We start from the raw sequence: 13,935 nt of genomic DNA, 5'->3' as shown, positions 1-13,935 counted from the left end.
CTTGCCCGCGGCCATCCTTCGAGACGACCGCTTCGCGGTCTCCTCAGGACGAGGACCTCGTCTACGCCCGCACCGCCGCTAATCCCAGCGGCGGCGGCGCGAAGCCGGCCTTGGAGGCGTAGCCGCGCACGATCGCCTCGCGCTGGGCGTGGCTCAGCACCTTCTCGATATCGGTAAATCCGTCAGGTGCCAGTTGCTCGACCGCGTCGATCACGCCCTCGGGGCCGCCGCGCCGGTTCGAGCGCACGATCTCCGCCGTCATCGGAAGACGCTTTTGTTCATAGGCCACCAGCGCCTGGCGCGGATGCTCAGCTCGCGCCAATTCATCGGCCAACGCGCGGGCATCGAGGATCGCCTGCGACGCGCCGTTGGAGCCGACCGGATACATCGGATGCGCGGCGTCGCCGAGCAGCGTCACCCGGCCCCAGGTCCAGTACGGCAGCGGATCGCGGTCGCAGCACGGATACTCGTAGAATTCCGGCGTCGCCGAGATCAGGCTGCGCACGTCGACATGGGGCACCGAGAACCGCTCGACGTGCGGCATCAGCTCCTCGCGCTTGCCGGGCCGTGACCAGTCCTCGCGGCGCGGCGGCAGTGAATTGCTCTCGCCGATCTTCACCAACACCGCCCAATTGGTCAGCCGGCTGGCGGGGCTCGATCCTTCCGCGATCGGATAAACCACGACCTTGGCATTCAGTCCGCCGGCCACGATCATCGAACGGCCGGTCAGGAACGCCGGCCAGTCGCGCGCGCCGCGCCACAGCATCAGGCCGTTCCAGCACGGCGGCCCCTCGTCCGGAAACAGCGTCTCGCGCACCCGCGAATGAATGCCGTCGGCGCCGATCAGGATATCGCCGCGCGCGGTTTTGACATGGGCGCCGGTGCGATCGAAGAAGTGCGCAACCACGCCGCCCTCGTGCTGCGCGAACGCGCCGAGACGGCAGCCGGTGTGGATAGCCTCAGGCCCGAGCCGCTCCTCGACGGCGCGATGGATCACGCTTTGCAGGCGGCCGCGATGAACCGAGAATTGCGGCACGTCGTGGCCGGCATCGAGCCCGCGCGGCTCGCGCCAGACTTCCTGGCCGTGGCGGTTGAGATAATATAATTGGTCGGTGCGTACGGCGGCGGCATCCAGCCGGTCGAGCAGACCGAGGCCCGCTAGTTCACGGATCGCGTGCGGCAGCGTGTTGATGCCGACGCCGAGCTCGCGGATGGTATCGGACTGTTCGAACAATTCGCAATCGATGCCACGCGCGCGCAACATCAGCGCAGTGGTAAGGCCTCCGATGCCGCCTCCGACAATGATTGCTTTCATCAGCGTTACTCCACTCTCTCTTCTTCAACCTCGCCCCGCTTGCGGGGAGAGGTCGGACCGCATCGATAGATGCGATCCGGGTGAGGGGGTACCGCACTCACCGCGTTCACAGCTCGCCGAGAGAGCCCCTCACCCCACCCCTCTCCCCGCAAGAGCGGGGCGAGGGAGCAGTTAGAGCCTGCCATCCGGCCTATTCGGCTGCAAGCGGCTTTGTCGCCTCGGCTTTCAGCTCGGCGCGGGTTTTCGGCTTACCCTTAATTTTGAGGTCCTCGAAATCCTGGCGGTCGCGCACGCTGTTGCGGAAGATCTGCTCCTTGCCCGGCAGATATTGCGGCGGACAGGCGATATCGGCGCCATACCAGGCCGCCGCCCGCATCGTAAACGACGGATCGACCAGATGTGGCCGGGCGAGCGCGACGAGGTCGGCTCGTCCCGCGGCCAGGATGGTGTTGACCTGATCTGCGGTGGTGATGTTCCCGACGCACATGGTCGCGACCCGGGCTTCGTTGCGAACCTGATCGGAGAATGGCGTCTGGAACATCCGGCCGTAGATCGGCTGCGCGTCCCGCACGGTCTGGCCCGTGGAGACATCGACCAGATCGACGCCGGCCTCGCCGAACGCGCGTGCGACCGCCACCGCGTCGTCGCCGGTGATGCCGCCCGCGACCCAGTCGGTGGCGGAAATGCGCACCGACATCGGCTTGTGCCCCGGCCACGCCGCGCGCACCGCCGTGAACACTTCCAGCGGATAGCGCAGCCGGTTGGCGAGCGAGCCTCCGTATTCGTCGGTGCGCGTGTTGGTCAGCGGCGAAATAAAACTCGCCAGCAGATAGCCGTGAGCGCAGTGCAGCTCCAGCATGTCGAAGCCGCAGGCCTCGCCGCGCAGCGCTGCGGCCACGAACTCCTGCTTGACGCGGTCCATCGCGGCGCGATCCATCTCGCGCGGCACCTGGCTGTCGGGGAAGTAAGGCAATGGCGACGCCGAGATCGTGTCCCAGCCGCCCTGCTCCAGTGGCCGGTCCATGCCATCCCACATCAACTTGGTCGCGCCCTTGCGGCCGGCGTGTCCCAGCTGCAGGCAGATCTTTGCCGCCGAGTTGGCGTGGACGAAATCGACGATGCGCGTCCACACAGCCTGCTGCTCATCGTTCCACAGACCAGTACAGCCGGGCGTGATGCGGGCGTCGCGGCCGACGCAGGTCATCTCCGTGAAGATCAGCCCGGCGCCGCCGATCGCGCGCGAGCCGTAATGCACCAGATGGAAATCGCCGGGCACGCCCTCTTTCGCCGAGTACATGCACATCGGCGACACCACCGCGCGGTTTGCGACTTCCATCTCGCGCAGCTTGAGCGGCTGGAACATCGGCGCCGTGGGCTGGTCGATATCGACGTCGAAGCCTTTTGAACGGACCTGCTTCGCAAAGGCCGTGTCGACCTCGCGGACGAACTCGGGTGCCCGCAGCGTCAGATTATCGTAGGTGATCGCCTTGGCGCGGGTCATGACCCCGAACGCGAACTGCACGGGATCGAAATCCCAGAAGCGGTCGACATGTTCGAACCAGACCAGCGACACGTCGGCCGCATGCTGGATCTTCTCGACCTCCTCGCGCCGGCCATGCTCGTAGGTCTGCAATGCGCCTTCGACCGTCGGAGCCTGCGCCATGGCGTCGGCGAGCGCGATCGCGTCTTCCATCGCGAGCTTGGTGCCGGAGCCGATCGAGAAATGCGCGGTCGCCTTGGCGTCGCCAAGCAACACCATGTTGTCCTTGACCCAGCGCTGGCTGCGGATCATCGGGAAATTGCGCCACATCGAGCGGTTGATCAGCAAGGGGTGGCCGTCGAGGAACCAGCCGAAAATCTCGGCCATCCGATCGGCGGACTGCTGCTCGCTCAGGCCTTCGAGCCCGGCGCGCTGGAAGGTTTCGGCATCGGTCTCGAAAATCCAGGTCGAGCGGCCGGTCTCGTATTGATAGGCATGCGCGATAAACGGCCCCCACTCCGTCTCCTGAAAGATGAAGGTGAAGGCGTCGAGCGGCTTGGTCGAGCCCATCCACGCGAACTTGTTGGAGCGCAGGTCGATCTGCGGCTGGAAATGATCGATGTGCTTGTCGCGGAAGCGGCTGTTGATGCCGTCGGCGAGCACGATCAGATCAGCATCGGCAAATCGCGCTTCGTCATCGATATCGGTTTCAAACAGGATCGTCACGCCGAGTTCGCGGGCGCGCTCCTGCAGGATCAAGAGCAACGTCCGGCGCGAGCAGCCGCAAAAGCCGTTGCCGCCGACGCGGTGGACGGTGCCGCGGAAATGCACGGCGATATCGTCCCAATAGGCGAATTCCTGGGTGATGCGGCGATAGCTCGGCGGATCGTATTTCTCGAAATTGTCCAGCGTCGCGTCGGAGAACACCACGCCGAAGCCAAAGGTGTCGTCGGCGCGGTTGCGCTCATAGACCGTGATCTCGGCCTGGGGCCGCTGTTTTTTCAGGAGGATCGCGGCATAGAGACCGGCCGGTCCGCCGCCGATAATCGCGATCTTCATCTACCGCCTCCGAAACAGGCTATCGGGCTAGTTCGGGAATTACTTTAAGCCTAAAACAATTTTGGAGCAAGCCCTGTTGCCCCCACCCCCGACCCCATCCTGAGGAACGGCCAATTGGCCGCGTCTCGAAGGATGGCCACGGGCCCCATGGTTCGAGACGGCGCTAACGCGCCTCCTCACCATGAGGGGATAGAGGTTCGTAGTTCGTAGCCCGCATGAGCGAAGCGATAGGGGGGACAGCGGTCCCGGGTATCGCTGGCGCTCACCCGGGCTACCGTCCTACGATCCTCAGTTCCCCTCAAACACCGGGGTCCGCTTGTTCGAGAACGCCTCGAAGGCGCGGCCGAAATCTTCCGTGGTCATGCAGAGCGCCTGGGCTACCGCTTCGGCCTCAATCGCCTCTTCCACCGACATCGCCCATTCCATCGCCAGCATACGCTTGGTCATGGTGTTGGCGAAGGTAGGCCCGTCGGAAATCTGCTTGGCCATCAGCTGTGCCTGCGACAGCACCGCGTCCGGGGTGACGATGCGGCTGAAGAAACCCCAGCGTTCGCCCTCCTCCGCGGTCATGAAGCGGCCGGTGTAGAGCAGTTCCGAGGCCCGCGACTGGCCGATGATGCGCGGCAGGATTGCGCAGGCGCCCATGTCGCAGCCGGCGAGGCCGACCTTGTTGAACAGGAACGCGACCTTGGCGCCGGTGGCGGCCAGACGCAGGTCGGATGCCATCGCGACGATCGCACCCGCGCCGGCGCAGATGCCCTCGATGGCGGCGACGATCGGCTGCGGGCAGGCCCGCATCGCCTTCACGAGGTCGCCGGTCATCCGGGTAAACGCGGTTAGTCCCTTGGTGTCCATCTGGATCAAGGGACCGATGATCTCGAACACGTCGCCGCCGGAGGAGAAGTTGCCGCCCGCGCCGGTCACGACGATGGTCTTGACCTCGTCATCCATCGCGCAGGCGCGGAAGAAATCGGTGAGTTCGCGGTAGCTTTCGAAGGTCAGTGGATTCTTTCGCTCGGGACGATTGAGCGTCACGGTGGCGACGCGATCGACGACGGCCAGCAGGAAATGCTTCGGCGAATAATCGATCAGCGGCAACGTGACGGGATTGGCGGGTTTGCTCATGGGATCTCCCTTGTGTCGTTTGTCATTGCCTGTGACAAACGCGAAGCGTTTGCACAGCGGAGCGACGCGACGAAGCAATCCATTCTTCCTACGCTGCAAGATGGATTGCTTCGCTTCGCTCGCAATGACGGCTTCAAACTGGCTTTCTCACTCTTCAGACTTCACCGCCCGCTACCGCGATGGCTTGACCCGTGATGGCGCCGGCGCCCTCGCCGCAGAGCCAAAGCACAGCATCAGCCACTTCCGATGGCGCCACGAGGCGTCCCTGCGGATTGTGTTTCGACAGTTCCGCAATGGCCTGCTCGCGGCTGCGGCCGGTCTTCTTGATGATGTTGTCGATCGAACCTTCCAGCAGATCGGTTTCGGTGAAGCCGGGGCAGACGGCGTTGACGGTAACGCCGCTCTTTGCGGTTTCCAACGCCAGCGAGCGGACGAGGCCGATGACGGCATGTTTCGCCGCGCTGTAGGCTGAGACGTAGGCGTAGCCCTTGAGGCCGGCCGTGGACGCGACGGCAACGATCCGCCCGTGGCGGCGCTCGACCATTCCAGGCAATACCGCCTGCGTGGCGTGGACCACGCCCATGAAATTGACGTCCATCATCCGCTGGAACAACGCCGCATCGGAGCGGCCAAACGGCGCAGACTCGGCTGCGCCGGCATTGGCAACGAGGAAGTCGATCGGTTGCCGCGCGGCGGCTTCCGCAATGGCTGATTTGACCGAGGCCTGATCGGCGACGTCGGCGACGGCTGCGAACTGCGCCGCGCCGGATGCAATAGCTTCCTCCAGCGTCGCGCGGTTGCGGCCGAGAACGGTTACCGTCGCGCCCGCTTTCGACAGCGCCGCCGATATCGCTAGCCCAATGCCCCGCCCGCCGCCGGTGACGAGCGCATGGGAGGAACGCGACAATGGGGACATCGGTTGGGCCTCCAGGAGGATGGTTCAGCATATATTTTAAACTTCAAGCTTTTGCAATCCGAGACACCTGCCCCGCAAGAACTTGTCGTCCCCCGCGAAGGCGGGGGATCCAGTACGCCGCGGCCTCTCGGCTCAATCACCACGGCCTCTGGAATACTGGATACCCGCATGCGCGGGGATGACAGCTCGTAGGGTGGGCAAAGCGAAGCGTGCCCACCATCGCGCACGCGGCATGGATGGTGGGCACGTCGCTGCGCTCCTTTGCCCACCCTACGGACTACGGAGGAGCAACTCTCTCCGTCCACTGCGCAGCGACATCGCCGCCGTCATTCGTCTCACTGCCCTCGAACAGATGCACGACCGCGTTCGCGTAATACTGCAACAGCACGCGCTCGTTCGGGTTGGCGCGCCAGGTGTCGTCGGCCTCGATCACCAGATGGCGCAGCGCCAGCATCCGCAGGCCGACGGAGATGGCGTAGTCGCGGTCGGCGCGCGGGATGTGAACATAGCTTCCGAGCCGTTCGAGTTCGCCGATCAAGGTTGAGACGCGGCCCTTGATTTCGAACAGCGTCAGCGGCTGGTCGCCGGCCTCCAGCATGGCGCTTGCGACCAGCGAGACCGGCAACGCCGGCACCACGCGGCCAACCGCCTCCATCAATTCGTTGCCGAGCCTTTCGACCTCGACGCGGCGCGGCTCGGCTGCGAGTACACGAAAATCGATCTTCCTTGCCTCGACATAATTTCGCAGCGACACCGGCACGCCAAAACTGACGCAGGTATATCCGAAGCGATACCACTCGCCGCGCATGGCCAGCCAGAGATGGCGCAAGAAATGCCGCGCAAACGTAGCCGCGTTGAAGCCGAACACCGGCTTCTTCCCCGGCTCGGTATTGGCCGCCGAGGTCAGCATGCGGTCTTCCAGCACGCGGTCGTAATTGACGGCGACCGGGATGAACACCACGTCGCGCGGGCCGTGCGGATCGAAGTCCGCCACCATGTAACTCAACAGCCCGAATTTCGGCGGCCGCAGCTTGCCGTCGCGGCTGAGCCCGCCCTCCGGGAAAATCGCCTGCGTGACGCCCGCCGCTGTCGCCATATGAACATAGCGCGACAGCACCTTGCGATAGAGCGCCTCGCCGGAATCTCGCGCGATGAAATAGGCGCCCATCGAGCGGATCAAACTGCTGAGGCCCCAGACCTTGGCCCATTCGCCGACGGCGTAGCTCAGCGCCGAGGAGGTCGAGGCGACATAGGTCACCAGCACGTAATCCATGTTTGAGCGATGATTGATGACGAAGATCACCGACGAGGCGGGATCGACGGCGGCCAGCGCCTCGTCGTTGCGGACGCCGATCCGCACCCGGTAAAGCATATGGGAAACGGCCCGCGCGATCCGCGTCCCGACGCGAAAATAGGCGTAGGCGCTGAACGCCGGAACGATCTCGCGGGCGTAGCGCCGCACCTTTTCCATCGCGACTTCGTTCGGCACGCCGGCTTCGGCCGAGTACTCCTCGGCCGCCCGCAGCACTTGCGGATCGAACACCAGGCGATCGATCAGCACCTGGCGCGCGGTCAGCTTGAAGGGCTGGATGCGAAGCTTCAGCTTGGTGTTGAGCTCCTCGATCGCACGATTGGCGCGCCGGCGCAGCGCCCAGCGTACGCTGGGAATGAGGATGCGATCCAGCGCCGCCGAGATCGCGAAGATCGCCATCAGGACGACGACCCAGAGCGGCAAGCTTACCTGCGACCCCATGCAAAGACCCCGATCCCGCAACGCCGCGCGTTGCCGCTCCGCAACGTCACGATACGGTCTGGAACTCCGTTGTGACAAGCGTTCCGAGCATCGGGATCGGCCGATTTCCTGCGATCAGCCGAAATGTTCGCAACCGCGATATCGACGACGTTCGTTCGAACCCGGTGCGTACTCATAAACGAAAGGTCCGTTTTTGAGGCTGCACCGCCGTCACGGGGCTCTCTACATTGCCGTTCTGGTCATCTGGAGGGTGCAGTCGAGATCGGAAAGAGAGACCGCCATCGCTTCCTGATGAGGTTCGCCTTGCGTCACAGCGCGCCACGCGGCCATGCGGCCGCGCTGTACCGCGCGATCGAGTCACGATCGGTGATGGCGGTGGGCAACATGATGCGAGAATGCGTCGGGCTCCGAAGCATATGAGTCGTAGCGGTCGCCGCAGTAAGTGATACCGCCGCCGGCCGACGCACACGCGCCCTTCAACGCGGGCCAGTCGGGCGACGCCTTGGCAGCAGGCGTCGGCTCGCCACCATTGAGAACGTCCAGATTGGGATAATAGAACGCGAACGCGCCCGGCTCCTGGATGGCGGCCCTCATGGTCCCGTTCGGATTGAAGTCGTTCCTCGGATTATACCCGGAGTCGCGTAGATTCTTGCTATACAGGGCGTGGTCGCTGCTGCTCACACCACCTGGCGCCAGCGCATCCACTGGGGTTCGCGCGAATGCCGGCGCCGCTGCGGTCGCGGCCAGCAGCACGGCTGCTGCAAGAGCTTTGAATGAAGTCATTTTCGTTTCTCCTATATGGATCGATTGCAGATCCGCGTGGGACAAGACGAGCCGGTCACGCTTCATGAGGCGAGCGCGCTGTCTGGATCGCGAGTTATCTGCGTGCGGCATCCGATGCGGATACCTGGTACTGGATGTAGGGGGACCGGGCGCCCGTCCCATTAAATTCAGATTCAATAAACTCAACTCGGCTTGAAGCGCGCGTTACCAATCGCCTGAGGAATGGCATTTTGCGCACAACAAAGCCGATTGCGGCGCGACAGGACGTCGTGACGACCGACGTCGTTGCCCAAAACCTTAGTTCTCAGAGGTCCACACCCTGGCCCGGCATGAAGGCATCGAACGCGGCCCAGAGCTGCGCCCGGTAGCGGTCGTCTTCCTGCAGCATTTCGTGCTTCGCACCCGCGATCACGCGATGCGATCCCGCCGGCAGATGCCGGGCAAACGCCGCGTTGGCAGGGGTCGATACGATGCTGTCATCGCCTGCCGCGAGCATCAGGACCGGCTGGCGAATCCCGCCGGCAAACTCGCGCGAACGAAACTCGCCCATCGCCGCAAAGGCCGCGTTGATCCACGCGACCGTCGGCGACGCAATCCCGAGCGTTGGATCAGCCTCCAGTATCGCCACGTTGCGGGCATAGCGGCGCGGATCCGAGGTCAGGCGATTGCCGGCAAAACCCGTCGACTTGATCAGGTCGATCTTGCCGCCTGGAATGAACCGCTCGCCCATTCCGGCCGCGCGCAGCAGGCGCATCAGGCCGCGCATCGGCAGCGACGCGCGCAGGCCCGGCAGATCGACCATCGGCGAACAGAGCACGAAGCGTTCGAACGCCGCGATGCCGGCATGCGCGACGTGGAGCATGACCGCGCCGCCCATCGAATGGGCCATTGCAAAATACGGCGGCGGGCAATCCGGCAGCACGACCTGCTGGACGAAGGCCGCCACGTCGATCTGGTACTCCGAAAAACTCTGGACATGGCCCTTAAGCGGATTGTCCAGCTGGCGCGAGGAATGTCCCTGCCCCCGCCAGTCGATCGTCGCCACCGCATATCCGCGCTTGCGCAGATCCTGCACCGTCTCGAAATATTTCTCGATGCATTCGCCGCGCCCGGCGAAGACGCAGACAGTTCCCCTGCCCTTGGCCAGCGCCGGCCAGCGCGCAAAGCGCAACGTGACGCCATCCGGCGTCCCGATCGTTCCGGCAACCGCGCCCTCCGGAACCGGATTGGCCGGTATCGACAGCAGTGTCATGGCGCGGGCATCCAGGCTGCGGCTTGGCGAGGAATCACCTGACGGCAACGAACGACGTGCTGGGTCGCCGGCCGCGGCATCTAGATGATTCCGTTGTTGCGAAGCGCGGCGATGGCATCCGCATCATAGCCGAGATCGGCCAGCACGCGATCGGTATGCTCGCCGAGCGTCGGCGGGCGCGTCACGATTTCGCCCGGCGTTTCCGACAGCCGCACCGCGGCACGTACCGTCGGCGCGGGCTTTGGCAGGCCCGGATAATCGACGTCCTGCATGAAGCCGGTGGCGCGGATGTGCGGATGCTCCAGCGCCTGTTGCGGGCTCAGAACTGGACCGGCCGGAATCATTGCCTTGCCGAGGGTGTCGACCGCTTCCTGCGTGGTCCGCTCGGCGCACCAGCGCGCCATTCGCTCGCTGATGACAGGTCCGTTGTCGCCGCGCTTGAGATCGTCGGCGAAACGCGGATCCTTCAGCCACTGATCCTCCTCGCCCATCAATCTGGCCCAGCGGATGAACAGCGGATGGCCGGTGACCTGGCACAGCACCCAGCCGTCTTTGGTGCGGTAGATATCGGCGGGCGCCGCGGTCTGGCCGAGGTTGCCAGTGGGCACGCGATTGGCCGATATCACCGCCTGCTCGATCAGCGTCGCGTTGGTGAAGGAGAGCGCGGTCGCCAGCAGCGCGCCCTCGACGATCTGGCCGCGGCCGGATTTGCCGCGCTCGATCAGGGCGGCGAGCGTGCCGAACGCGCAATGCAGCGCCGTGCCGAAATCGACCCAGTTCACGGCCGCGCGGTACGGCGGATCGCCCTTGCCGGTCATGTACACCGCGCCTGACATCACCTGGCCAACGCCGTCAAAGCCGACACGGTCGGACCACGGTCCCGGTCCGCCGAACGCAGTTGCCGTGGTCAGGATGATGTCCGGCTTGATCGCCTTCAGCGATTCATAATCGAGCTTCATCGCACGCAGCGTCTGCGGCGGCAGGTTGGCGACGACGACGTCAGCGGTCGCGACCAGCCGGCGCATCACCTCCTGCCCTTCGCCCTTCATCGGATCGAGCGTGATGCATTTCTTGTTGCGGTTGACCTGCAGGAACAGCGCGCCCTCACCGCCTTCGCCGACCGGCGCCACGAAGCGATCCTCGCTTCCGTCGCGTTTCTCCACGCGAATGACTTCCGCACCGAACTCCGCCAGCAGTGTCGCGCAATAAGGCCCCGCGATATAACGCCCGAAATCGAGGACGCGAACGCCCTCCAGAACTCCCCCCATCGATCTTTCCTTGTCCGGCGCTCGATTGTATCGAGCCTTTCTGCCATGTTGATGAATGAATTGGACGGCCATACAATCACTGATCCTGCCTCAATGGAACATCCTTCAATGACCCCGACTGCACAGCGGCCCTATCGCGGCGTTTTCCCCGTCGCTCCGACCATTTTCGACGACCGTGGCGAGCTCGATCTCGCGGGCCAACGCCGCTGCATCGATTTCATGATCGACGCCGGCTCCAATGGTCTGTGCATTCTGGCCAATTTTTCCGAGCAATTCGTCCTGACCGATGCCGAGCGCGAACAGGTGATGCATGCGGTGCTGGAGCACGTCGCCGGCCGGGTGCCCGTGATCGTGACGACGACGCATTTCGGCTCGCGGATCTGCGCCGAGCGCAGCCGGCAGGCCCAGGACGCCGGCGCTGCGATGGTGATGATCATGCCGCCCTATCACGGCGCCACGTTCCGCGTTCCGGAAAAGGCTATTTTCGACTTCTACCGCACCGTGTCTGACGCCATCGACATCCCCATCATGATTCAGGATGCGCCGGTCGCCGGGACACCGCTTTCGGTCGACCTTCTGGCGCGCATGGCGCGGGAAATTGCGAACATCAGTTATTTCAAGATCGAGGTGCCGATGGCGGCAACGAAGCTGCGCGATCTCATCGCGGCCGGCGGAGACAGCATTGTAGGTCCCTGGGATGGCGAGGAAGCCATCACGCTGATGGCCGATCTCGATGCGGGGGCGACCGGCGCCATGACCGGCGGCGGTTACCCTGATGGCATCCGACAAATCGTCGATCCCTATCTCGCCGGGCGGCGGGCGGAAGCGATAGCGGCCTATGCGCGCTGGCTGCCGCTGATCAATTACGAGAACCGTCAATGCGGCCTGCAGGCCGCCAAGATACTGATGCAGGAAGGCGGCGTGATCGGCTCCGCAGCGGTTCGTCATCCCCTGCAAAGCGTCCGTCCGGAGGCGCGCGCGGGCCTGATCGAAATCGCCCGCTCGCTCGATCCCGTGGTGTTGCGTTGGGGCCGATCATAAACCAGGACCGTCCCTGCACCTGGGCTGTTTTGCGCTTCGGAATTTCCCGGGAGATTCGGCCAAACTAGCGGCGGCCCCGGCCGGAAGAACCTTCCTTCCCGGCCACCGGCTCGATGTAGCTGTTGTGCAACGAGGTTGCCGACCTGAAGCCGTCGAACAAGACGCGGAGTGTGCTGCGATAGCGGCCCGTGCCAATGACGACCCCTTCCCTGCCGGCGAGATTTGGGCATCGCACCGCGCCGAGTGCGCTCATCCTGATCCGGGTCCGTAGAGACAGCCGGTCTTCGGGTGAAGGCGATCGCGAACCGAGAGCCATTTGGGGACACATCTATTAAGCTCCAGCAAATCCGCCCTACGCCGAGACCGAGTGTTCGCCGGCGGTCTGCCGATCCGGCGTGGGCTGCCAATCGCGCCACTTCCGGACCGGCGGGGCGCTCGCCGATTCGATCGCGGCCAACAACGCGGCGTTGACTTCCGCCATCCGCCCAAGCTTGACCATACACCTGGCAACGGCGACGAAACCGTCCGGCAGCGTCGGTTGCAGGCGCATGAATTCGAGGTGATGGCGCAACGCTTCCTCGTGCTGACCGAGGCTTTCGCAGACCTGACCCAGACACTGCCACGCCTTGGCGGCGTCGGGCCGAACCGTCGTCAGGATTCGGAACTGCCGCTTGGCCGCGGCAAAGTCACTCTTCGCCGCCAGCAACTGACCCAGCCGGTGCAACGCGTCGGCGTGTTTCGGTTCAACTTCCAAAATTCGGCGGTAGCCGATCTCCGCATCGGCGGACTGTCCCTTGCGGTGAAGTTCGGTCGCCTGTTGCAGCAGGTCGGGAATGCACCTGGGATCGATCCGGCCGCCCAGATTCCTGCCGCTCCTGGTTTCCAGAACGATGGAGTAGATCTGGCGCTCCTTGCATCCGAACGAATATTTGTATGGCTCGTTGCCGCGCAGGAAGTCGTACTCGACAAAGCCCTGCGCGATGGCGTGGCGAATGCTGTAGGCATGCAGGATCATGCCCGCCGGTGGTCCCTCGAAGGTTTCGTCGCGTCCGGTCATGTAGAACGAGAAGGTCTGCTTGCGCGGCTCCACCAGGGTCGCCAGCGCCGCAACCGGCCGGTCGCCATGCCAGAAGGTCGGCAGGTACACCAGGCCCGACTGGAAACTGCGCGTCAGCATGGCGCCGTTGGACCGGATCAGGCTATCCATCCGATCCGCCTTGCGCGCACGCCATTTCTTGTCCCAGAATCCCAGCAGGGTCTTGAGGTCCCGATCGAACGTCTCCGGCGTGGCGACCGTTATTCGATATTCGCTCGACGTTTCGACCTGCTTCAGGAGGCGGCGGATCTTCTGGCGCGTATTGGTGCTGAGCCCGTCGAGATAGGCGTTCCAGTCGTTCGGCAGCGCCGCATAGGGGCAGAGAGTGTTGTCGATCCCGTCGACCTTGATGATCTTGTCGACCTTGGTCGAATGAAAACTTGCGTTCGGAAAGCAGGCGGTCAGCAGCCGCCATCGCCGATCCGATATTCTGACATTATCGAGATGGAGCCGCACCCAGTTCATCTGCCTGATGATGCGGGCAAAGGCCGGAATGACCTTGTGCTCGGCATCGGGCCTGCAGACGATGCCGGTATAGTCGGCACCGAAATTGCCTGCCATCCGGACGTCGCCGAAAACGTCGGACTTCTCGATCGTGGTCTGCAGCCGCAACGGAAAGAATGCGACGTAAGGCAGATCGGCGGAATCACGCTCTTTCGCCGCCAAAATGAACCACGGTCCCGGGATGGAGGACAGCCAGCCGTTCAGCCATTTCCACGACAGGAAAATCTGCGCCTCGTCGTCCGCGTCGTAGACGGCGTTCCAGTTGTCCTCGAGCTTGGCCAGCGACGGCGAGGTTTCGATGATGTCGATATGCACGGCGGACACCTTTCCTTCGTGTTGACTG

General features: G+C 64.1%; 10 protein-coding genes. 1 reads left to right on the top strand and 9 read right to left on the bottom strand.

Features of this window, described 5'->3' with window-relative positions; translation table 11 throughout:
• Positions 1–61: 61 nt before the first annotated feature.
• The 8 genes from ACPPVP_RS12765 to ACPPVP_RS12730 all read right to left on the bottom strand — a co-directional run bounded on the left by ACPPVP_RS12765 (position 62) and on the right by ACPPVP_RS12730 (position 10,951).
• On the bottom strand, positions 62–1,315 hold the full coding sequence (locus ACPPVP_RS12765) for a flavin-dependent oxidoreductase (protein ID WP_426534657.1): 1,254 nt from the start codon (positions 1,313–1,315) through the stop codon (positions 62–64).
• Between the two features lie 190 nt (positions 1,316–1,505).
• Positions 1,506–3,854 carry a bifunctional salicylyl-CoA 5-hydroxylase/oxidoreductase gene (locus tag ACPPVP_RS12760; RefSeq protein ID WP_426534655.1) on the bottom strand — a complete coding sequence of 783 codons (2,349 nt, stop codon included), beginning with the start codon at positions 3,852–3,854 and terminating at the stop codon, positions 1,506–1,508.
• A 288-nt stretch (positions 3,855–4,142) separates the two neighbouring features.
• Positions 4,143–4,979: an enoyl-CoA hydratase family protein gene (locus ACPPVP_RS12755; protein WP_426534653.1), complete on the bottom strand. Its 837-nt coding sequence runs from the start codon at positions 4,977–4,979 to the stop codon at positions 4,143–4,145.
• Positions 4,980–5,133: 154 nt separating this feature from the next.
• Positions 5,134–5,895, bottom strand: a complete 762-nt coding sequence (locus ACPPVP_RS12750) for an SDR family NAD(P)-dependent oxidoreductase (RefSeq protein ID WP_426534651.1) — start codon at positions 5,893–5,895, stop codon at positions 5,134–5,136.
• 277 nt (positions 5,896–6,172) lie between these two features.
• Positions 6,173–7,648, bottom strand: a complete 1,476-nt coding sequence (locus ACPPVP_RS12745) for a 1-acyl-sn-glycerol-3-phosphate acyltransferase (protein WP_426534649.1) — start codon at positions 7,646–7,648, stop codon at positions 6,173–6,175.
• 357 nt (positions 7,649–8,005) lie between these two features.
• A complete protein-coding gene (locus ACPPVP_RS12740) occupies positions 8,006–8,431 on the bottom strand; it encodes a hypothetical protein (RefSeq protein ID WP_426534647.1) in 426 nt (141 codons plus the stop codon).
• A gap of 304 nt (positions 8,432–8,735) precedes the next feature.
• On the bottom strand, positions 8,736–9,683 hold the full coding sequence (locus ACPPVP_RS12735; RefSeq protein ID WP_426534645.1) for an alpha/beta fold hydrolase: 948 nt from the start codon (positions 9,681–9,683) through the stop codon (positions 8,736–8,738).
• 80 nt (positions 9,684–9,763) lie between these two features.
• Entirely contained in the window at positions 9,764–10,951 is a 1,188-nt protein-coding gene (locus ACPPVP_RS12730; RefSeq protein ID WP_426534643.1) for a CaiB/BaiF CoA transferase family protein, read from the bottom strand.
• A gap of 108 nt (positions 10,952–11,059) precedes the next feature.
• On the opposite strand from ACPPVP_RS12730, the gene ACPPVP_RS12725 reads away from it, so the two are divergent.
• Positions 11,060–11,992: a dihydrodipicolinate synthase family protein gene (locus tag ACPPVP_RS12725; protein ID WP_426534641.1), complete on the top strand. Its 933-nt coding sequence runs from the start codon at positions 11,060–11,062 to the stop codon at positions 11,990–11,992.
• Between the two features lie 352 nt (positions 11,993–12,344).
• Here the strand turns inward: ACPPVP_RS12725 and ACPPVP_RS12720 are convergent, their stop codons facing one another.
• Entirely contained in the window at positions 12,345–13,916 is a 1,572-nt protein-coding gene (locus ACPPVP_RS12720; RefSeq protein ID WP_426534639.1) for a GNAT family N-acetyltransferase, read from the bottom strand.
• Positions 13,917–13,935 lie beyond the last annotated feature (19 nt).

Origin of the sequence: Bradyrhizobium sp. McL0615 (assembly GCF_049993905.1) — a bacterium.
Taxonomy (GTDB): domain Bacteria; phylum Pseudomonadota; class Alphaproteobacteria; order Rhizobiales; family Xanthobacteraceae; genus Bradyrhizobium.
The sequence above is the reverse complement of the archived record's forward strand: the minus strand, read 5'-3'. Positions and strand labels throughout refer to the sequence as shown.

Bases quoted from the DNA above. Each gene is read 5' to 3' on its own strand.
- ACPPVP_RS12735 (WP_426534645.1), bottom strand. From the start codon at position 9,683: ATGACACTGCTGTCGATACCGGCCAATCCGGTTCCGGAGGGCGCGGTT.
- ACPPVP_RS12725 (WP_426534641.1), top strand. From the start codon at position 11,060: ATGACCCCGACTGCACAGCGGCCCTATCGCGGCGTTTTCCCCGTCGCT.
- ACPPVP_RS12755 (WP_426534653.1), bottom strand. From the start codon at position 4,979: ATGAGCAAACCCGCCAATCCCGTCACGTTGCCGCTGATCGATTATTCG.
- ACPPVP_RS12740 (WP_426534647.1), bottom strand. From the start codon at position 8,431: ATGACTTCATTCAAAGCTCTTGCAGCAGCCGTGCTGCTGGCCGCGACC.
- ACPPVP_RS12750 (WP_426534651.1), bottom strand. From the start codon at position 5,895: ATGTCCCCATTGTCGCGTTCCTCCCATGCGCTCGTCACCGGCGGCGGG.
- ACPPVP_RS12745 (WP_426534649.1), bottom strand. From the start codon at position 7,648: ATGGGGTCGCAGGTAAGCTTGCCGCTCTGGGTCGTCGTCCTGATGGCG.
- ACPPVP_RS12730 (WP_426534643.1), bottom strand. From the start codon at position 10,951: ATGGGGGGAGTTCTGGAGGGCGTTCGCGTCCTCGATTTCGGGCGTTAT.
- ACPPVP_RS12765 (WP_426534657.1), bottom strand. From the start codon at position 1,315: ATGAAAGCAATCATTGTCGGAGGCGGCATCGGAGGCCTTACCACTGCG.
- ACPPVP_RS12760 (WP_426534655.1), bottom strand. From the start codon at position 3,854: ATGAAGATCGCGATTATCGGCGGCGGACCGGCCGGTCTCTATGCCGCG.